General features: G+C 70.7%; 14 protein-coding genes. 5 read left to right on the plus strand and 9 right to left on the minus strand.

The features are described from left to right. Both CcI49_RS34545 and CcI49_RS44610 read right to left on the minus strand, forming a co-directional pair. The coding region (locus CcI49_RS34545) for a DUF222 domain-containing protein (protein WP_158230860.1) at positions 1-671 on the minus strand (671 nt) is incomplete at its 3' end. Positions 672-1272: 601 nt separating this feature from the next. Further along, positions 1273-2388 (minus strand): LysR family transcriptional regulator, encoded by a 1116-nt coding sequence (locus CcI49_RS44610; RefSeq protein ID WP_347280167.1) that lies wholly within the window; start codon positions 2386-2388, stop codon positions 1273-1275. A gap of 119 nt (positions 2389-2507) precedes the next feature. Between CcI49_RS44610 and CcI49_RS34560 the strand changes: the two genes are divergently transcribed. After that, on the plus strand, positions 2508-3398 hold the full coding sequence (locus CcI49_RS34560) for an NAD(P)H-binding protein (RefSeq protein WP_076833647.1): 891 nt from the start codon (positions 2508-2510) through the stop codon (positions 3396-3398). 39 nt (positions 3399-3437) lie between these two features. On the opposite strand, the gene CcI49_RS42865 is transcribed toward CcI49_RS34560, so the two are convergent. Both CcI49_RS42865 and CcI49_RS34570 read right to left on the minus strand, forming a co-directional pair. After that, entirely contained in the window at positions 3438-4016 is a 579-nt protein-coding gene (locus tag CcI49_RS42865; protein WP_198955725.1) for a hypothetical protein, read from the minus strand. Between the two features lie 240 nt (positions 4017-4256). Further along, the gene (locus CcI49_RS34570; RefSeq protein WP_083749900.1) at positions 4257-8657 is read right to left on the minus strand and encodes a bifunctional nitrate reductase/sulfite reductase flavoprotein subunit alpha; all 4401 of its coding nucleotides are present in this window, start codon (positions 8655-8657) and stop codon (positions 4257-4259) included. A gap of 436 nt (positions 8658-9093) precedes the next feature. Here CcI49_RS34570 and CcI49_RS34575 point away from each other — a divergent pair, with 436 nt between their 5' ends. After that, positions 9094-10542: a nitrate/nitrite transporter gene (locus CcI49_RS34575; RefSeq protein WP_076833654.1), complete on the plus strand. Its 1449-nt coding sequence runs from the start codon at positions 9094-9096 to the stop codon at positions 10540-10542. 160 nt (positions 10543-10702) lie between these two features. Here the strand turns inward: CcI49_RS34575 and CcI49_RS34580 are convergent, their stop codons facing one another. Beyond that, positions 10703-11470, minus strand: coding sequence for a hypothetical protein (locus CcI49_RS34580; RefSeq protein WP_054565595.1), 768 nt, complete (start codon positions 11468-11470; stop codon positions 10703-10705). Positions 11471-11675: 205 nt separating this feature from the next. Here CcI49_RS34580 and CcI49_RS34585 point away from each other — a divergent pair, with 205 nt between their 5' ends. Further along, a complete protein-coding gene (locus CcI49_RS34585) occupies positions 11676-12098 on the plus strand; it encodes a hypothetical protein (RefSeq protein WP_054565596.1) in 423 nt (140 codons plus the stop codon). Positions 12099-12233: 135 nt separating this feature from the next. Here CcI49_RS34585 and CcI49_RS34590 read toward each other — a convergent pair whose 3' ends face one another. Then, complete coding sequence (locus CcI49_RS34590) at positions 12234-13082, minus strand: enoyl-CoA hydratase/isomerase family protein (RefSeq protein WP_054565597.1); 849 nt, start codon at positions 13080-13082, stop codon at positions 12234-12236. 363 nt (positions 13083-13445) lie between these two features. On the opposite strand from CcI49_RS34590, the gene CcI49_RS34595 reads away from it, so the two are divergent. Together CcI49_RS34595 and CcI49_RS34600 are read left to right on the plus strand one after the other, a co-directional pair. After that, entirely contained in the window at positions 13446-14030 is a 585-nt protein-coding gene (locus CcI49_RS34595; RefSeq protein ID WP_076833656.1) for a lytic polysaccharide monooxygenase auxiliary activity family 9 protein, read from the plus strand. 142 nt (positions 14031-14172) lie between these two features. Next, positions 14173-15786 carry an FAD-dependent oxidoreductase gene (locus CcI49_RS34600; protein ID WP_076833659.1) on the plus strand — a complete coding sequence of 538 codons (1614 nt, stop codon included), beginning with the start codon at positions 14173-14175 and terminating at the stop codon, positions 15784-15786. A gap of 62 nt (positions 15787-15848) precedes the next feature. Here CcI49_RS34600 and CcI49_RS34605 read toward each other — a convergent pair whose 3' ends face one another. The 3 genes from CcI49_RS34605 to nirB are packed head-to-tail and all read right to left on the minus strand — an operon-like array spanning position 15849 to position 20007. Further along, positions 15849-17009: a uroporphyrinogen-III synthase gene (locus CcI49_RS34605; RefSeq protein WP_054565600.1), complete on the minus strand. Its 1161-nt coding sequence runs from the start codon at positions 17007-17009 to the stop codon at positions 15849-15851. Next, positions 17006-17329 carry a nitrite reductase small subunit NirD gene (nirD, locus tag CcI49_RS34610; protein WP_076833661.1) on the minus strand — a complete coding sequence of 108 codons (324 nt, stop codon included), beginning with the start codon at positions 17327-17329 and terminating at the stop codon, positions 17006-17008. The genes CcI49_RS34605 and nirD overlap by 4 nt, the downstream gene beginning before the upstream one ends. Before the next feature lie 17 nt (positions 17330-17346). After that, positions 17347-20007 (minus strand): nitrite reductase large subunit NirB, encoded by a 2661-nt coding sequence (gene nirB, locus CcI49_RS34615; protein WP_076833663.1) that lies wholly within the window; start codon positions 20005-20007, stop codon positions 17347-17349. Positions 20008-20157 lie beyond the last annotated feature (150 nt).

Below are 20157 nucleotides of genomic sequence, written 5' to 3' on the forward strand. Positions count from 1 at the left end.
CCCTCCGGATCGATTTTGATCACCCCCCGGCGGCACGCCGCCGTGAACGACCTCCGATGCGCCCGCGGCCCCTTCGCGAGGACGTGGTCCACGACCCGGCCGGCAAGCCCGACATCCAACGGGGCGGTCGCACGCTCCAACGACGTCAGCCGCGGCAGGTCCAACACCCCCGCCGCCAACGCCTCCAACCCGGCCGGGATCCGGCGGACCACCTGATCGGCGAAATCCAGATGCCACTCCGCCGACCCCGTCGAGATCCGCATCACCCCCGCCACCTCACCCGCCACCACCGAACCGAACAGACCCAGCTCGTCATAGCCCTCCGGCGGCCAGGCCGCGGCAAGCTCCGCCTGCACCCGGATCGCCACCGCCTGCGCCGCCGCGATCCCCGCCACCGCCACCCGAAGCCGCTCCAGACACTCGTTCAACCACCCCTCAAACACCCGATGAGCGACCGGAACCCCCACCTCCGGCCCGCCGCCGGGAACCGGCGGGCCGGTCGGGTCGGTCGGGTCGGTCGCGTTGATGACGATCGAGGGCGTGCGGGGGGCCATGGCACCACACCTCCGGTCCGGAAACACATCGAACGGGCGTTCGATCACACTGGTGATGCTAAACCCGGAAACGACCGCGAAGAACGAGCCGGAGAACGGAGGACACAACGAGTTCACCGGCCACCCAGACCGCCTTGACAGACAGATCCCCAGCCGGCAACCTCGCATCAAGCACGGATCCCACATCCGAATTTCGGCGGGTAATCAATGAAAAGCCGAGGCCCTCCGGCGACACCGGAACAGGAACACCACTAAATAGGTTAAATCTTCAGAAATCGATCAGATAGCCGTCTATCTCCAGTGCGCCGATTCGCCCTGCGGACCGACCTTGAGGTAGACCTCGACGAAGATACGGAACGCCCCTACTCTCCCGGAGATAACTGCCTGCGAGCTGCACATCAACCCAGCCGGTGAACTCGCATGAAATCTCGCCGTATTCCACCGAAGGAATCGACTTGGTAGCCCCCAAGATATTTCAGCATCTGAAGGACTATCGTCAGGCGTCGAAAATCCGACCGCCCCATCAACCAACTTTCGGTGAAGCGAGCCGGAAGAATTCCGGTCCGCTCGAGCTGGGCCCCAACTCGTCATGAACGGACTCTGGAGCGATGACGGTTTCCGGCGCGGGTGGTGCACTCGCCTGCAGGCTACTTCGGTACCCGGCGTTTCGCCCGACCTTTCGGCCACGGCGTCGCCGTTCATGCGGCGACGCCGGCGCTCACCCGGAAGCGGAGGCGAATCCGCTGGATGCCGGGGCAAAAGGTGGGCCGGATGTGGACGTGGCAGTGACAGTGGCGGCGACGTCTATTGCGGCACGCACCATGGCTGCGACAGCCGGCGAGCGGGAGTTTCGCGGCCAGGCCACGGCGAGAGTGGAAGGAGCAAGATCGCGGACAGACCGGTAGGCGATGTCCGGCCTGGGGTGGCGCCGGACCAGCGAGGCAGGGGGAAACCAGACGATCCTTCCCAGCTCGACCAGGCTGAAGATCTGCGCGAGGTCCCGAGGGCGGGCGGCCGGAAGCACCGCCGGAGCCGCCACGGAAGCGACGGACGAAACCGGGGACGGAGTGTCAGCCGCCGCAGGCCGGTACCCGCCGGCCCCACTGACCACCCCCGGGCCTCCCACGCCAAAGCCTCCCGCCCCCGGGCTTCCCACAGCAGGGCTTCCCACAGCAGGGCCCCGCACAACAGGGCCTCCCGGAGGGACACGGCTGGGATGGTCGGCCAGTCTCGAGTCGGCCTGGTCGGCCGGCGATCCGTCCGGTAGGAGCCTGCCGGCGAGGTCGGCCAGGTACAGGTCGGGGCGGGCGGCGAGCGGGTCGGTCGCCGCCAGCGCCACCAGGCGGGGTTCGGTCAGCAGCGGCTCGAACTCCAGGTCGCGATCGTCGAAGGGTGCGGGAAGCAGCGCGACGTCGGCCCGGCCCTCCCGCAGCGCCGGGGCCTGCTCATCCCGCCCTCCGAGGATCAGATCGACCGGGATGGCCACGTCCGCACGCTCGTAGGCAGCGATGATCCGCGGTAGCAGGCCGGCGTCGTAGTCGGCTTTGAGCGCGAGACGCAGCCGCGGTTCGGGCAGGCCGGCGTGGCGGGCTCGGGCCGCGGCGGCACCGACCGCGTCGAGGGCGATCCGGGCGTCCCGGAGCAGGCCCTCGCCGGCCGGGGTGAGCACGACGGAGCGGGTGGTGCGTTCGAGCAGCCGCACACCCAACTGACGTTCCAGGTCGCGGATCGCCCTGGAGAGCGGGGGCTGAGCGATTCCGAGCCGGTCGGCGGCCCGCCGGAAGTGCAGTTCCTCGGCGACGGCAACGAAGTACCGAAGCTGACGCACCTCCAAGTCACTCATATCCGGAGGGTATCAATGGGGATCGAGATGATCCTTCTGGTTCGCCTCCTCCCGACGTTGACTGAGCCTGCGTGGGGCGCCGCGCATCGCACGACAACCGGGAGTCATTCATGATCGTTATCACCACACCCACGGGCAACATCGGCCGGCAGGTGCTCGCGAACCTGCTGCGCGACGGGGAGGCCGTCCGGGTGATCGTCCGTGATCCCAGTCGGCTCCCTGGCCAGGTACGCGACCGCGTGGAGGTCGTCCGCGGCTCACATGGTGACGCAGACGTCGTGAACGAGGCGTTCGACGGTGCCGCGGCCGTCTTCTGGCTGGTACCGCCCGACCCCAAAGCGGAAGATCTCAAAGCCACCTATCTGGAGTTCACCCAGCCGGCATGCGACGCGTTCGTCCGCCATCAGGTGCAGCGGGTCGTCGGCGTCTCGGCCCTCGGTCGCGGAACCGCACCGGCGCTCGCCGGGAACGCGGGCCTGGTGTCGCTCTCACTGGCGATGGACGATCTGATCGCCGCCACCGGCGTGAGTTATCGGTCGCTGGCACTGCCGTCATTCATGGAGAACATGCTGCGCCAGGCCGCCGTCATCCGCGGCCAAGGGGTGTTCTTCCTCCCCCTGGACGGAGATCGGCGCCTCCGGGCATGCGCCACCCGCGACATCGCCGCTGTCGCGAGCCGGCTGCTTTCGGATGCGTCCTGGAGCGGGCAGGAAAGCGTCGCCGTCCTCGGTCCCGAAGACCTGTCCGCCAACGACATGGCGCGCATCATGTCGGAGGTACTCGACCGGCCGATCCGCTTCCAGCAGCTCACGGAGGAGGAGTTCCGGGCGACGCTCGCCAGTCAGGGCCAGTCCCAGGCCATGATCGAGGGCATGGTCGACATGATGCGGGCCAAGAACAGCGGCCTCGACAACGCCGAACCGCGAACGCCGGAATCCAGCTCACCGACCAGCTTCCAGCGCTGGTGCGAGGAGGTGCTGCGTCCGGCCGTTCTGGGCTGAGAACCAGTCCTTCGCCAGCAGCTTCGTCAGGCAGCCTCGTCAGGCAGCGCGGCCGGGTAGCGCAGCGAGCTGCCCGGCACGCACCCGCTCCAGCATGGTCGCGACCGTTCGGATGATCTCGGGGAGCGTGTCGCGCATCCCGGCCGCGGCCGACTGGTAGCTGTCCAGGTCGACGACGCCGGCACCGGCGAGCAGGCACACCGGATCCGCGAGCCTGGATTCCAGCCAGATGACGGGATCGTCCGGAAGCCGCCGCCGCGACTCCGGAAGGTCCACCCGGAACACCGCATCATCGCCAGCGGCCCGCCGTGCGGCAGGAACCGATCCGAACCGCGAGAACCGCGACTGACGTTCGATGAGCCGAAGCTCCACCCGCACACCCCGCTGGGGCTCCGGCTCCGGCTCCGCGTCCGGCGGCGACTCAGGCGGCGACTCGAGCTGAGGCTGAAGCCCCAGCCCCATCTCCAGCTCCCGTTCCGGCGGCGAATGCGGCGGMAGCCCGGGTTGCGGCCACGGACCGGATCCCGGGCCTTCCTGGTTGCGAGCAGCCTCGGATTCGGTGAAGCAGAGATCTTCGACGATGACGGCAAGCCCGTCGAAGCAGAACATTGTCAGCATGTCCCCCGCCCTTCTATCGGCGTCGAGCCGGCACCTTGCGGCGTCCGACCCGTCGGCCCGATGCTGGCACGCTACGCGCAGGCCCGTCCGCCGCACACGGCACCCTTCACCGACCCGAAACGACCTGGTTGCAAAGACCAGCGGCACGGCCTCCGCCCGGGGAGCGGTCCGCCGCTCCGCGCAACACCACGGTCACAACACGCCGTCCCCGGCAGACGGCACCGCGGCGAAACGCCGGAATCAGTACACGTCGCGGACATAGCGCCGATCGGCGGCAAGCTGTCGGACGTAGGCCACCGCATCGTCGGCATCGAGATTGCCGTAGGTAGCGACGACATCGCGCAATGCCTGATCCACGTCCCGGGCCATTCGGGCCGCGTCGCCGCAGACATACACATGGGCACCGTCGTTCAACCAGGTCCACAGCCGCGCGCCCTGTTCACGCATCCGATCCTGCACGTATATCTTGGCCCGCTGATCGCGGGAGAACGCCAGTCCCAGCCGGGTCAGGGTGCCGGCGGCGGTGAACGCGGCCAGCTCGTCGGCGTAGTAGTAGTCGGAGGCCCGACGCTGTTCACCGAAGAACAGCCAGTTCGGGCCGGAAGCCCCGCGGGCCTGGCGATCCTGCAGGAACCCGATGAACGGCGCGATGCCAGTCCCCGGACCAATCATGATCACTGGCGTCGCGTCATCGGCTGGCGGGCGGAAGTGCGGTGCGGGTTTCAGGAAGACACGCACCGGACATCCCGGCTCCGCGGCGGCGAGAAACGTGGAGCACACGCCGCCGCGGGGGCGGTCGTCACTTCCCGTGAATCGAACAACGGACACGGTCAGGCTCACCGTCCGCGGATCCACCAGCGGCGAGGACGAGATCGAATACAGCCGCGGCCGCAGCGGGCTCAGCACCGTGAGCCAGTCTGCGGCATCCGCACGCACCGGGTGCTCGTTGAGGACGTCGACGGCCTGCCGTCCCCATCTCCATTTCTCCAGCTCGAGCTGGTTGCCGGGCCGCAACAGGGTGCGCAGGTGAGGGTCGTCGGTACGGTCGACGACAAACCGGAGCAGATCGGGCCGGACCGTGGTGATGTCCAGGCTGTGACGCAATGCCTCCAGCAGCGGCAGTCGCCCGTTGTCGCCGGTCTGGACGTCGGTGTGCGGGTCGAGACCAGTCGCGGCGAGCCACTCGTCCACCAGGGCGGGACTGTTCGTCGGCCAGACGCCCAGGGCATCACCTGCCGTGTATTCCAACTCACCGTCAGTCAGGTCAAAGGTGACCTTTCGCACCTCCTTGCTCGAACGATCCGTGGTCAGAAGACGGTTGCCGAGCAGCGTCACCGTCCGGGCGGCGCCAGCCGACGCTGACCCGGACGTGGCCCCGGCGCCCGCCCCAGCGCCAGCGCCAGCGCCGACCCCGGTCCCAGCCCCAGCGCGAACGCCCGCCCGAGCGCCGACGCCGGCCGCAGACTCGGTCACGGCCGCGGTCGCGGCCCCGGCCCCGAACCCGGTTGCAGTCGTGGTCGCCGACGGATCACAGCTCGCGCCGGCCGGCCCTGGGGACGCCGCCCGCAGCGCCGCCATGACCTCCTCCAGCCAGTCGTCCAGGGTGCCGATGTAGTCGGGTTCGCAGTCGACCCGGCCGACGAGCCGCGCCGCGCCGAGCTCGGCCAGGCGTCGGTCGAGACGACGCCCATGGCCGCAGAAGTCCGCGTAGCTGGAGTCGCCGAGCGCCAGCACGGCGAAACGCCGACCGTCCAGGCGCGGTGCGTCCGCGGCACTCACCGCGTCCCAGAAGCGCGCGCCGTTGTCCGGGGCGTCGCCGTCACCGAAGGTGCTCGTCACCACCAGCAGGTCACCCGGAGCGAGGAGCAGGTCGCCGACCGGAGCGGCCATGTCGTGGAGGTGCACGTGCCATCCGGCGTCCCGCAGCCGATCCCGCACGGTGGCCGCGGCGTCTTCGGCGTTGCCGGTCTGGGAGGCCCACAGCACCCGAACCGTGCTGTCCCCGCTGGCCCCCCTCTCCCCCCGCACGTCCGGGTCCGCGGTCGCGACGTCCGGGATCTCCCGCCTGACCTGGCTTGGCACCGACGGAACTCGCGGCGCGGGTGCGGCCAACCCGGCGGCGAGGAAGCCGTTCACCCACTGCAGACGCCCCGCGTCGAAGGGTGCGTCGGTGGGCAGGCGCGGCGGCTGGCCCGTGGCCGGCGGCATGGTCGCCAGCGCGGAGAGGAAGCCGGCGAGGTACTGGCGCTGCGGGTCGGTGAGGTCCGGCGGGCCGAGGCCGACACCGAGCGCCGCGCCAAGCGTCTCGATCACAACTCGCGCCACGGGTGCGGAAGCCGGCGCATCTGCCGCACCCGCTCCGGGCCCTGGCGCAGCCATCGGCAGCACTGGCCCCGCTGGCGCCRCAGGCCCCGCAGGTGCCGCTGCTGCCGCCGCTGCCGCAGGCGCCGGTGGCGCCGATACGGTCACCGATGGAGCCGAAATGGTCACCGATGGTGCTGGTTCGGTCACCAGCGAAGCCGGTGTGGCGACCCTGGTCAGGGAGACCGCGCAGACCTTCAGCTCGGGCTGGAACGAGACCGGGTCGACGGCGTCGCTGGTCACCGCGTTGATGCTGAGCTGGGCGCCGAACAGGTCGTTCCAGTGAAACGGCGCGAAGCAGCCGCCTGGCAGCACCCGGTCCGAGACGACCACGGGCAGCACGGCGCGGCCACGGCGCGAGGCGATCTCGATCCGGTCATCGGCGGTGACCCCGAGCGCGGCGGCGTCCAGCGGGCTGATCTCGACGAACGGTCCCGGATTGAGCCTGTTCAGTTTGGCGACCTTGCCGGTCTTGGTCAGGGTGTGCCACTGGTGCGCCAGCCGCCCGGTGTTCAGCAGGAACGGGTAGTCGTCGTCAGGCAGCTCGGCCGGCGGCAGGTGCGGCCGGGGATGGAACATGGCCCGGCCGGTCGGCGTCGGGAAGCGCAGCGCGGGGCGGGTGCCGTCGGCTCGTTCCAGCGTCGGCTGGCTGACACCGTCGTTGCGGTAGCGGATCGGGTTGCGGTCCGCGGAGCCGGGGGCGGCCGGCCACTGCACCGGCCCCGCCCGCAGCCGTTCGTAGCTGACGCCTCGCAGGTCGTAGCCGGTCGCGGGGTTGTGGAAGGCGCGGATCTCGGCGAAGACCTCCTCGGCGCTGGCGTAGTCGAAGGCGTCGGCGAAGCCCATCGCCGCCGCGACCCGGGCGATGAGCTGCCAGTCGGGCAGGGCCGCACCGGGCGGGTCGACGACCGCGCTGGTCAGGGTCAGATTCCGCTCAGAGTTGATCATTATGCCGTCCGTCTCCCCCCACATCGCCGCGGGCAGGAGAACGTCGGCGTGGGCTGCGGTCTCGGTGTCGGCGTAGGCGTCCTGGACGACGACCAGCTCGGCCGCGGCGAGGCCGTCGAGCACCGTCGAGCGGTTGCCGACCGACGCCACCGGATTGGTACAGATGATCCAGCAGGCCTTGATCTGACCGGCGGCCATCCGTTGGAACATCTCGACGGTGCCCTGACCACCGACGTCCGGCCGCAGGGTGCCGGCAGGCAGGTCCCACTGCCGCTCGACGAACGCCCGGTCGGCCTCGACCTGCACCGAACGCTGACCGGGCAGGCCTGGTCCCATATAGCCCATCTCCCGGCCGCCCATCGCGTTGGGCTGGCCGGTCAGCGAGAACGGCCCGGCGCCGCGCCGGCAGATCGCCCCCGTCGCCAGATGCAGGTTGATCAGCGCGTTGGTGTTCCAGGTGCCGTGGGTGCTCTGGTTGAGACCCATCGTCCAGCAGCTCACCCAGGTCGCGCCCGCGTCGGCGATCCATCCGGCGGCGCGGCGCAGGTCCGCCTCGGTGAGCCCGGTCAGTTCGGCGACTGTCGACGGCGGGTAGTCGGCCAGGAACCCGGGCATCTGCTCCCACCCGTCGGTGTGCTCGGCGATGAAGGCCGCGTCGAGGTGACCGCCCTCGACAAGCAGGTGCAGCAGCCCGTTGAGCAGTGCGAGATCGGTGCCGGGACGGATCTGGAGGAACAGGTCCGCCTTCTCCGCGGTGGCGGTACGCCGCGGGTCGACGACGATCAGCCGCGCACCGGCATGAACCCGTTCCATCAGGCGCRGGAACAGGATGGGATGGCAGTCGGCCATGTTCGACCCGATGACCAGGAACACCTCGGCGTGGTCGAAGTCGTCGTAGGAACCGGGCGGGCCGTCGGCGCCGAGCGACAGCTTGTAGCCGCTGCCCGCGCTGGCCATGCACAGCCGGGAGTTCGACTCGATCTGGTTGGTGCCCAGGAAACCCTTGGCCAGCTTGTTCGCGAGGTACTGCGCCTCCAGGGTCAGCTGACCCGACACGTAGAGCGCGACCGCATCGGGGCCGTGCTCGTCGATGATCGACCGCAGCCGGTGGGCGACCGTGCCGACGGCCTCGTCCAGCCCGACGTCGACCGGCTCGCCGCCGCGCCGTGGACGAATCCGTGCCGTCCCCAGCCGGCCCGGGGCCGCGAGCATGTCGGCGCTGGTCGCGCCCTTCGTGCACAGTCGGCCCCGGTTCGCGGGGTGCGCCTTGTCCCCCTTCACCCGGCTGACCTGGCGACGGCCGTCCGGCCCCGCGGCGATGTCGAGGACCATGCCGCAGCCGACCCCGCAGTACGAGCACACTGTCCTCGTCGTCCCGGACGCGGTCACCTACTCCCCCTCCGCAAGAAGTCGACACCCGGAATGACACATCGACGGCACCACCCGAATCCAGCCGATCCCGGCCCGAATCCGGCCCGAATCCGGCCGGGACTGCCGGAACAGCCGGGCCGGTGCGCCCGGATCAGACCATAGGATGAGCGCGTTTCACCGGTGTCACACCGACCCGGTCCGCCGATTACCGCCACCGCACACCGACCGTCATGGCATTGTGAACCCACCGGCTCTCACCGCCTGCCCTCGCCCGGTGAGAGCACTGTTTTCCCGCCGTGTAATGACCGGCCAGGCGCCCCGAAACAGCCGGCTCCTAACGTGCTGTCGCGACAGGTTCTGCCCGACGTGTTTCGCGAATCTCCCCCGAGGAGCCCCCATGAGCGCGCCCAGCACCGGCAGGAATCCGGACCGGCGCACCAGCCGGTCCGGACGATGGATCGACGACTGGCATCCGGAAGATCCCGTGTTCTGGAACGAGACCGGGCGCCGGATCGCCCGGCGCAACCTGGTGCTGTCGGTCATCGCCGAGCACTTCGGGTTCTCCGTATGGGTCATGTGGAGCATCCTGGTCGTCAAGATGGGCGCGAACGCCGACGGCGGCCCGGGCCCCGCCGGCTTCGCGCTGACGATCGACCAGCAGTTGTGGCTCGTCGCGGTGCCGTCCGGGGTCGGAGCCTTCCTCCGCCTGCCCTACACCTTCGCGGTGCCCGTCTTCGGCGGCCGGAACTGGACGGTCTTCTCCGCGCTGCTGCTGGTCGTCCCGTGCGCGCTGATGATGTGGGCGGTGCGCCACCCCGAGCTCTCCTTCGGGACGCTGCTGATGATCGCGGGAGTCGCCGGGGTCGGCGGTGGGAACTTCGCCTCGTCGATGACCAACATCTCCTTCTTCTACCCGGAGAAGGAGAAGGGCTGGGCGCTCGGGCTCAACGCGGCCGGCGGCAACCTCGGAGTCGCCGTGATCCAGAAGCTCGGCGCGGTGGTCATCGCGGGCGGAACCGGAGCGGCACTCGCCCAGATCGGGCTGATCTACATTCCACTGGCGATTGTCGCAGCGGTCGGCGCACTGCTGTTCATGGACAATCTCTCCGAGGCGAAGGCGGACTTCGGTTCCACCGCGTCGGCGGCCCGGCGCGGCCAGACCTGGATCATGTCCTTTCTTTACATCGGCACCTTCGGCTCCTTCATCGGATATTCGTCGGCGTTCCCCGCGCTCCTGAAGAACCCGGCGCTGTTCAACCGGCCGGATTTCGCTCTCGGCTACGGATTCCTCGGCGCGCTGGTCGGTTCGGTCGCCCGCCCGCTCGGCGGGAGGCTCGGCGACCGGATCGGCGGCGCGAAGGTGACCGTCGCGGCCTTCGCGGTCATGACGCTGGGCGGTCTCGGCGCGGTGGCGTCGATCGGCCGCCGGGGCGGAATCCTCGACAGGCCGAGCTTCGGGCTCTTCTTCGCCTCGTTCATGCTGCTGTTCCTCGCCAGCGGCATCGGGAACGGCTCGACCTACCGGATGATCCCGGCGATCTTCGCCGCCCGCGGGGCCCGCAACGGCGGAACCGCCGAGGCCATGCTGCGGGCCCGGCGGGAGGCCGCCGGTGCCATCGGCATCTGTTCCGCGGTCGGAGCCTTCGGCGGCTTCCTCGTGCCGATCATCTACGCCGAGTCGAACAAGGCCTACGGGACGATCGCCCCGGCCCTGTGGGTCTATGTCGGCCTGTTCGTCGTGATGGCCGTCGTCACCTGGCTGTGTTACCTGCGCCGCGGCGACATCGGCGCCCGGCCGAGCCCCGCGGCGACACCGTCGCAGGTGCTGGCGGCGAGCACGCGCTGACCCGTCGGGAACGCCCTGGGCCGGAACGAGGCGGAACGGAGGGGTGGACAGCTGCGCCGCGCGGCGGGCTGTCCGCCCTCCTTTCAGTAGCCGCGGCGTCAGTGGCCGTGGCGTCAGTGGCCGCGACGTCAGTGGCCGTGGCGTCAGTGGCCGCGGCGCCTCAGTCGGAGATGCGGTAGACGGTGACCCGTTCGAAGGAGACCGTGGCACCCGGACCAGGCAGCATCACCCGGTACTCGTACTGGTCGTCCACGCTGTCGCAGGTGAAGCCGATCTCGAAGAAGGCGAACGTGGGCGTGAGCTCACCCGCCCGCAGGTCGCGGGTGGCCAGTTTCTCGCGCCGCAGGTGCACATACACCTCGATGCGGGCGATCGGCGTGTCGGCGGGGAGGTCGACATCCGGGTCGAGCTCGGCGGCGAGCCGGAACGTCGCCCGGTATGAGCCGCGCACCGGCAGCGTCTCGCGCGGCCCGTAGACGAGGGCCTTGCGGCTCTCCGAGATGTACCCGCCGCGGATGACCCGCCCGACACCGATGTCCGGCAGGTCGACAAGCTGGCCGACCGCGGTCTCCATCGGCGGCATCTGGCTGCCGAAATACCGCATGACCACCCTGCCGACCAGGGGCGGGGTGTCGGACCGCTCGGGCAGCAGGCTGTCGCAGATCTGCATGATGCTTCGGGCGTAGCCCTCGGTGGTGGTGTCGCGGTTGCTGTCGTAGATCGACCTGGCCAGGTCGCGGATGCTCGTGGTCAGCCGGTTCGTCAGCCGCCGGGCGTTCTCCGCCTGCCGGTTCACCCAGATCGCGTAGCCGAAGGACAGCACGCCGATCACACCGAAAGCGAAGTTGAGCGCGTCCACCGTCAGCGCCCCCAGGCCCTCGACCGCGGACGCACCGCGGCTATCGGAAAACGGGCCCGGCACCGACACGAAAAAGGTCCGAACCCCACATACCTGATCGTAGTATCCCGATCGCCGACGCAGGTCGCGGAGCGGTCGCGGCTGCCGCCCCTGCCCCGCCTTCACGAGCGGGGCGGTTCCGCGGGTTGGCGCGAGTTGGCATGATGGCCTTCTCATCTCCGAGACCGGCCATCGGGGCTGGTCTCGTGCTGCGCGGGCGGAAAGGTGCGGTCTGATGCCTGCTGCCGGCTATTCCGGGACTCCGCTGGCGCGCAAGCTCGGGGTCAGGGCGGACAGCCGGCTGGTGCTGGCTGCCGCTCCGCCAGGCTGGACCGTTCCCGACCTACCGGGCGGCGTCGAGTACAGCAGCGTCGCGCGCCTGGACGACCTGGTCCCCGGACCGGTCGACGTCTGTGTGGCCTTCTGCCGGGAGGCGAGGGACGTGCGCCAGGCCGCCGATTCCTTCCGCGAGTGCGTCCGGCCGGCCGGCGCGCTGTGGTTCGGTTGGCCGCGCAGGGCCGCCGGGCATCGCAGCGACGTCACGGAGAACCTCATCCGGGAGGTCGTTCTCCCGCTGGGGCTGGTCGACGTCAAGGTCGCGGCGATGGACGCGGACTGGTCGGGTCTGAAGGTCGTCTGGCGCAAGGAACGGCGCTGAGCGGTTACCAACCCGGGGTCCGTGCCGAGGCCGCCCTCCGAGGAGCCGGCGAGAAGGCCGGCTCCTCGGGGTGGTGAACAGGCCGTTGAACGACCAGGGCCTTGAACAGAGTGGTGACCTCGCCGGTCGCGGCGGCTAGAGGCGGCCGGGGGTACGGATGTCCTCGGGGACCCAGTCGGGGTTGCGGCGCTGGGAGAAGGCAAGCCAGCCCTCGCGGGCCTCGGAGCCGAAGACGCTGCGGTCCATGGTCATGCGGTCGTAGGTGCCGTAGTGCGCCGCGATGACCCGCTTGACGTCGGCACGCGCCCGCGGGGCGCCGCGGCAGCAGGCGCGCAGCGCGTCGAGCGCGACATCGCGCACCTGCTCGTGCGGGACGACCCGGGCGACCAGACCCCAGTCCAGCGCCTCCGCGGCGGTGACGACCCGGCCGGTGTAGAGCATGTCCTTGGCCCGGGCGGGGCCGATCTGGGCCGGCAGGTACTGCGCGTAGCCGGTGTCGGCGATGCCGCGGTAGACCTCCGGCGCCCGGAACGTGGCCCGCTCGCTGGCGACCGCCACGTCGGACATCATCGCGATGAGCAGGCCACCACCCTGGGCGATGCCGTTCACGGCGCTGACGACCGGCTTGCGGGAGTGCCGGATCGCGTCGAACGGGGTGTTGTCCATGCCGAAGAGCATCGGGCCGCCCCAGTCGTCGGGGGCGTTGTGGCCCAGGTCGCCACCGGGGATGAAGACGTCGCCGGTTCCCGTGATCAGCAGGCCGGCCAGCTCCGGGTCGTGGTTGACCCGGTCGACGGCGTAGCGGATGCCGAAGTACATCGCCGCCGTCAGCGCGTTGCGGGCCTGCGGCCGGTCGACCGTGCAGACCGCGAGGCTGCCGTGCCGCTCGAAGCGCAGGAACGGCGTGCCCAGCCAGTCCCCCTCCGGAGGGAGCGGCCTGCCCGCCTGTTCCGCCGACCTCGCACCGCTGGCTTCCTCGCCCATCCGCCCACTCCCGCGAAGTTGGATAATAAATTCAATGTAGCCTGCCGGCCGGATCGAGCGCACGCTCCCGCCAGGGCCCAGCCGTCGCGGGTGACCGGGGCCGCCGACAGCGACCCGCCGGCGGCCACGTCCAGGTCGCCGCCCGGCGGGCACGGCAGCGGGCAGCGGGCAGCGGGCAGCGGGCAGCGGGCGATACGGACACCTCCTACTCGCCCGGTAAACAGGGTCGGAAGGCCTCCTCCGGAGCTTCCGGCGCCAAACCTCGAAAACCCCTCCGGCGACTTCGAAAAAATCATCATGAGGGCCACCCTGTTCCCGTATCGCGGGAATGCAAACAAGGAATTCCGACGCTACCGTCAGGCTATGACCCAGAGCAAAGTGGCGCCGCGCCACGGAACGATCTCCGAGCCGGCCTCCCGGGCGAATATCTATCTTGAGGATTGGCAGGCCAACGAACTCGAATCAGGGAAGTTCTTCCCGGCGACCGAGGGCGGGCTGAACGACCCGTTCGCCCCGGACGACATCCCGAACGAACCGCCGCCCGCCGACGGGAAGATCGCGAGCGCTGGCCAGGATTTCGCCGCCCAGCTGGACAGGCYGGGATCGGACTGGCAGAAGCACCCGGTCGGCGCCGGCCAGGAGCTCTCCGTCACCTGGACCTTCCACGTACCGCACCGGACCCGGCGGTGGAACTACTTCCTCACCCGGCAGGGCTGGGACCCGAGCATGCCGCTGAGCCGGTCCCAGTTCGAGACGGCTCCGATCGCCGTGTTCCAGAACAGCGGGCAGCCGTACTGGTCGGCCGAGGATCTCGAGCCGGAGAACCCGACCCGGCACACGTTCACGCTCCCGCAGCGGCAGGGCTATCACGTCCTGCTCAGCGTGTGGGAGGTCGCCGACACCGCCAGGGGCTTCTACCAGGTTATTGACCTCGATTTCACCGGGTGAGACCACCGCCCTGTCCGCCGGCCGGCCTCCCGGTCGGCGGACAGCTTTCTGCCCGGGCCGGAAGGGCAACAGCCAAAGCGGCAACAGTCAAAGCAGAAAAGGGGTTGGTAGTAATGCACGACGTCGACCACGGACGACTGGCATGACCGCGCGAACCGCCGCCGACGCGCTGCGCGAGGCGATGATCGGCCGGGGCGGGCCGGAGGCGACCGGCTGGGCGGGTCCGCTCGAGCTGCCCCCCGCGCCGCGCGCGGGCGCCACCGTCGCCGTTCTCGGTGCCGGGGTCGGCGGGCTGACCGCGGCCTACGAGCTCGGCCGGCTGGGCTACCGGTGCACCGTGCTGGAGGCCTCGGACCGCGTCGGCGGCCGCAACCGCACGGCCCGCAACGGTGACGTGCTCCGCGAGATCGGCCCGACCGGGGAGCTGGTCGTCACGCACGAGTGCGTCTTCGACGACGATCTCTACCTCAACCTGGGCCCCGGTCGCATCCCGTATCACCACCGCCGGATGCTGGACTACTGCCGGGCCTTCGGGGTCGCCCTCGAGCCGTACATCATGGAGACCACGGCGAACGTCATCCACCTCGCGGACGGCCGAATCGTCCGATGGCGCAACCGGCAGGTCGCCAACGACACCCGCGGGCACCTCGCGGCGATGCTCGCCGAGAACCTCGTGCGGCGGGACGCCGCGACCGGGGAGCTGCTCGACCTGCTGCGGGTGTTCGGCCAGCTGGCGGGCGACCACAGCTACCAGGGCTCGACCCGCTCCGGGTACGTCGAGGATCCCGACGTGCACGACTGGCCCCTCCCGGCAGAGCCGATCCCCTTCGCGGACCTGTTGGAGTCGGGTTTCTGGAAGCACAGGTTCTACCAGCCGCTGGACTATCTGTGGCAGGCCACGATGTTCCAGCCGGTCGGCGGGATGGACCGCATCGTGACCGCGTTCGAGCGGGAGATCAACGACAGGTTCGGCGACATCATCGAGCGCAACGCCGAGGTCACCGCGATTCGGCTGCTCGGCGAGGGTGGGGTGGACGTCGAATACGTGCGGGAGGGCAGCGCCCGGAAGCTGACCGCGGACTACTGCGTCAGCAGCATCCCGCTGCCGGTGCTGCGGAACATGTCCACCAACTTCTCCGCCGAGTTCGACGCGGCGCTCCATGCCGTCGAGTTCGCCGACACCTGCAAGGTCGGGTGGCAGGCGGAGGAACGTTTCTGGGAGAACGACACCGACCAGATCTACGGCGGGATCAGCTGGACGAACCATCCGATCACCCAGGTCTGGTATCCGAGCAACGACTACTTCTCCCCGGCGGGAACGGGCACCGTCACCGGCGCCTACAACTTCGCCGACGTGGCCAGGAAGTTCGGCGATCTGGAGCCGCTGCAGCGGCTGGACCAGGCCCGCGCCGGCGCGGCGGAGCTGCACCCGACGTTCGCCGACAAGAACATCGTTCCCACCGCGAAGGGCGTCACGATCGCCTGGCAGAAGGTGCCCTACCAGCTCGGGGGCTGGGCCGACTGGGACCCGGCGGACGCGGAGCACATGGTGGCCTACAAGGAGCTCCTCGAGCCCGAGGGCGACGGGCGCTTCTTCATGCTGGGCGACCAGTGCTCACCGCTGCCTGGCTGGCAGGAGGGGGCGATGATGTCAGCCCACTACGTGATCGGCCAGATCCAGGGCGTCATCCCGCTCACCGTGCCCGAAACGGTTCGGGTGCCCGATTCGGTCGCCCTGACCCAGGGTTCCCGCTGACCCGCTGACCTGACCCGCTGACCCGCCGACATCCCCGGCCCGTTCAGTCCCGACGGTCGGGTTCAGTAGTGCCAGTCGTCACCGGCGGCGGTGTCGACGGCCCCGCGTTCAGGTTCGAAGGCCAGCCGGTAGCCGCGTTTGGCCACGGTCTGGATGATGCGGGGGTCCCCGAGCGCGGAACGCAGGCGGCCCACGGCCACCTCGACCGCGTGCTCGTCTCCGCCGCCGGGCGGCAACAGCTCACGCCGGGTGATGACATGCCCGGGCCGGGCCGCGAGGCGGCGCAGCAGCGCCATGCTCGTCCGGCTGAGCGGGACGAGCCGCCCGTCCACGACGACGGCCTGGCCGCGGAGGTCGAGCCAGTGGTCGGCGACCGGCAGCACCCGGCCGCGCCGGCGCGGGATCTGCTCGACGATCTCGCGCACGAGGGCGCCGAGCCGCGCCCGGGGCGGCGCGATCACCGGAATGTCCCGTTCCAGCAGCGGTCCGGCGGTCACCGGACCGACGCAGGCCGCCACCACCGGGCCGAGCAGCGCCTCGCGCACGGCCTCGCCCAGCCCCTGCTCGTCCGCGCTGCGCAGGAAGCTCACCGCGGCCGGCGCGCTGGTGAACGCGACCGCGTCCAGTTCGGTGGTCGCGACCGCGTCGATCAGCCGCCGCAGCGGGGTGACGTCCTCGGGCCCGATCCACCGGTAGACGGGGACCTCGATGACGTCCGCGCCGGCCAGCCGCAGCGTCTCCACCAGGTCCGGAAGCGGTTCCCCGTGCTGCTGCACCGCGATGCGCCGGCCGTCGAGGTCGTCCCGCTCGATCAGGTGCTCCAGCACCTCGCTGGACGACTCCGATTCCGGCGACCAGGCCTCCCGCAGCCCGCTCGCGCGGATCGCGCCGCGGGCCTTGGGGCCGCGGGCCAGCAGGGTCGCCGAGCCGATCGCCTTGGTGAGCGGATCCAGCAGATCCCAGGCGTCGGCGGCCTCCATCCAGCCGCGGAAACCGATCCCGGTGGTGGCGACGACGACGTCCAGCGGCGCGGACAGGCACCGCTCGGTCGCCTGGCGCAGCTCCGTGTCGTCGGCCAGCGGGACGATCCGGATCGCCGGGCCGTACAGGACCCGTGCCCCGCGGCGTTCGAGCGCGGCACCGAACTCCTCCCGGCGGCGCGCCGCGGTGATCCCGATGGTGTAGCCGGCCAGCGGCTCGACGCCGGTGGAGCCACCAGTCACGTCGCCTTCACCTCAACCATTCCCTCGCGGCTGCGCACCTCGTAGACGGGTACGGTGACCCCTTCCGCGTCCAGGCACTCTCCGGTGCGCAGATCGAAGACCTGCTTGTGCAGTGGAGACGCTACCGTCCGCCGCCCCGCCCGGCTCCCGACGATGCCCCGGGCGAGCACGCAGGTGCCGGTGAACGGGTCCCGGTTGCCGAGGGCGAACAGCTGACCGTCGTGGCAGCGGAACAGCGCGACCTGGACATCGCCGACGAGCGCGGCGACACCGCGCTCCGGCAGCAGGTCGTCGTACCGGCAGATCGCGGCCCACGTCATGGTTGCGTCCTTTCCCGTCATCGGGCCGGTACCCCCGCCGGGACGCCGGTAGCCGGAACAGAGGTGGCTGGGGCAGAGGTGGCTGGGACAGAGGCGCCTGGGGCACCGGCGACCGGGAGGCCCAGGAGAACCGGCCGGGGCTGGCCGCGTTCCGTCACGAAGGTGATGGTCGGGTCGGGGGTGTCCGGGGCGTTCACGAACGAGACGAACCGGCTCAGCCGCGCCGGGTCGGCCAGGACCGCCGCCCATTCGTCCTCGTAGCCGCCGACGTGTCGCTCGATCGCCGCGTCGAGCTCCGCGGCGATGCCCAGGGCGTCGTCGACGAGCACCGAGCGCAGGTAGTCGAGGCCGTCCACCTGCTCACCCCCGGGGCCGGTGGACAGCGACTCGACCCAGCTCGACGTCCGCTGCAACCGGTCGGCGGTGCGGACGTAGAAGACGATGAACCGGTCGATCGTGCGGACCAGGGTCTCGGTGTCGACGTCGGTGAGCAGGAGGTCCGCGTGCCGGGGCCGGAACCCGCCGTTGCCGCCGACGTAGAGGTTCCACCCGTTCTCGGTGGCGATCACGCCGATGTCCTTGCCACGGGCCTCGGCACATTCACGCGCGCAGCCGGAGACCGCGGCCTTGATCTTGTGCGGTGACCGGATGCCGCGGTAGCGCAGCTCCAGCGCGATGGCGAGGGCGAGGGAGTCCTGCACGCCGTACCGGCACCAGGTCGAGCCGACACAGGACTTCACCGTGCGCAGTGCCTTGCCGTAGGCGTGCCCCGACTCGAACCCGGCGTCGACGAGACGGCGCCAGATCGCCGGCAGCTGCTCCAGCCGGGCTCCGAGCAGGTCGATGCGCTGCCCGCCGGTGATCTTCGTGTAGAGGTCGAAGTCCCGGGCGACCGTGCCGATGGCGATGAGCTTCTCCGGCGTGATCTCACCGCCGGGAATCCGCGGCACGACCGAATAGGTGCCGTTGCGCTGGATGTTGGCGAGGAACGCGTCGTTGGTGTCCTGCAGCGCCGCCTGCTCGCCGTCGAGAATGTGGCCGTTGCCGAGGCTGGCGAGAATGGATGCCACGACCGGTTTGCACACATCGCAGCCGCGGCCCCGACCGTACCGGTCGACGAGCTCGCTGAACGTCGCGATCCGCTCGACCCGGACCAGGTCGAACAGCTCCGCCCGCGAACAGTCGAAATGCTCGCACAGCGCCTTGCCGACGGTGACTCCGCTTTCGGTGAGCAGCGTCGAGAGCAGCGGAACGCACGACCCGCAGCCGGTGCCGGCCTTCGTGCACGCCTTGACCTCGGCGACGGTGGTGAGACCGGACCCGGCGATCGCGGTGTCGATCGCCTCCCGCGTCACGGCGTGGCACGAGCAGACCATCGCGTCGGCGGGCAACGCCCCGACGGACCCGTCACCAGGCCCGCCGCCGGCACCGTCACCGCGCGGGGCGAGCATCGCGAGCGGGTCCCCGGGCAGCGGGCGGCCGACCAGCGGACGCAGGGCGGCGTACCTCGACGCGTCCCCCACCAGCACTCCACCGAGCAGGGTGGTCGCGTCGTCGGAGACGACGAGCTTCGCGTAGGAACCGGCGACCGGATCGTTCACGGTGACTTCCAGCGCGCCGTCGGTGGTGGCCAGCGCGTCACCGAAACTCGCGACGTCCACGCCGAGCAGTTTGAGCTTCGTGGCGGTGTCCGCGGCGCGGAACTCCGCGTTCCCGCCGGCAAGCCGGTCGGCGAGCACCGAGCCCATCGCGTAGCCGGGAGCCACCAGCCCGTAGACCGTGCCGTCGATGCAGGCGCACTCCCCGATCGCGTGGACGGCGGCGTCGGCGGTGCGGCAGCCGGCATCGACCAGCACCCCGCCCCGTGCGCCGACCGCCAGCCCCGCGTCCCGCGCGAGCTGGTCACGCGGACGCACCCCGGCGGCGAACACGACCAGGTCGACGGGCAGCTCGGTGCCGTCCCCCAGGGTGACGAGCCTCGGCGCGGCCTGGTCCGGTGCGGCCTGGTCCGGTGCGGCCTCCGTGACCGCGGCGGCGAAGGTACCGAGATGGACGGTGACGCCGAGCTCCTCGACCAGCCGGCGCAGCAGGGCGCCGCCGCCGGAGTCGACCTGCAACGGCATGAGCCGCGGGGCCATCTCGACGACGTGCACGGCCAGCCCGAGCAGCCGCAGCGCGCGGGCGGCCTCCAGCCCGAGCAGCCCGCCGCCGACCACCAGCCCCACTCGCGTGCGTGCCCGCCGGGCGGCCGCGTGGATCGCCTCCAGGTCGTCGAGCGTGCGGTAGACGAAACAGCCCGGCAGGTCGGCGCCGGGCACCGGCGGGACGAACGCGGCGGAACCGGTCGCCAGCACGAGCGCGTCGTAGCCGACGGTCCGTCCGCGGCTGGTGGTGACGGTCCGTGCCGCGCGGTCGATCGCGATGACGGCCTCGTCGAGATGCAGCCGGTAACCGTGGCCGTCGTAACAGCCCGAGGCGACGAGATCCAGGCTCTGCGGGCTGGCTCCGTCGAAGTAGGACGACAGTGCGACCCGGTCGTRGGCTCGCCGCGGCTCCTCCCCGAAGACGGTGACCTGCCAGTGGCGGTCGACGTCCCGTTCCCGCAGCGCCTCGACGAAATGCTGGCCGACCATGCCGTTGCCGACCACGACGAGACGGCGGCCCGAGTTCGTTTCCATGACCAGTCCCCACGCGCCCGGATCCGTCAGGCCCGGCTGCGGCCATGGTCGCCAGGCCCTGTTATGCCGAGCGCGCGCAGGCGTTAACTCGTGGGCAAGGAGATCTCACCGCCGCCGGGCGGGCGCTGTGCGCGCACTGCTATACGCGCA

This window comes from Frankia sp. CcI49 (assembly GCF_001983215.1).
Taxonomy (GTDB): domain Bacteria; phylum Actinomycetota; class Actinomycetes; order Frankiales; family Frankiaceae; genus Parafrankia; species Parafrankia irregularis.

Excerpts from the sequence above, each read along its gene's own strand:
- CcI49_RS34585 (WP_054565596.1), top strand. The coding sequence starts at position 11,676 with ATGCCTGCTGCCGGCTATTCCGGGACTCCGCTGGCGCGCAAGCTCGGG.
- CcI49_RS34590 (WP_054565597.1), bottom strand. The coding sequence starts at position 13,082 with ATGGGCGAGGAAGCCAGCGGTGCGAGGTCGGCGGAACAGGCGGGCAGG.
- CcI49_RS34575 (WP_076833654.1), top strand. The coding sequence starts at position 9,094 with ATGAGCGCGCCCAGCACCGGCAGGAATCCGGACCGGCGCACCAGCCGG.
- nirD (WP_076833661.1), bottom strand. The coding sequence starts at position 17,329 with ATGACGTGGGCCGCGATCTGCCGGTACGACGACCTGCTGCCGGAGCGC.
- CcI49_RS34560 (WP_076833647.1), top strand. The coding sequence starts at position 2,508 with ATGATCGTTATCACCACACCCACGGGCAACATCGGCCGGCAGGTGCTC.
- CcI49_RS34600 (WP_076833659.1), top strand. The coding sequence starts at position 14,173 with ATGACCGCGCGAACCGCCGCCGACGCGCTGCGCGAGGCGATGATCGGC.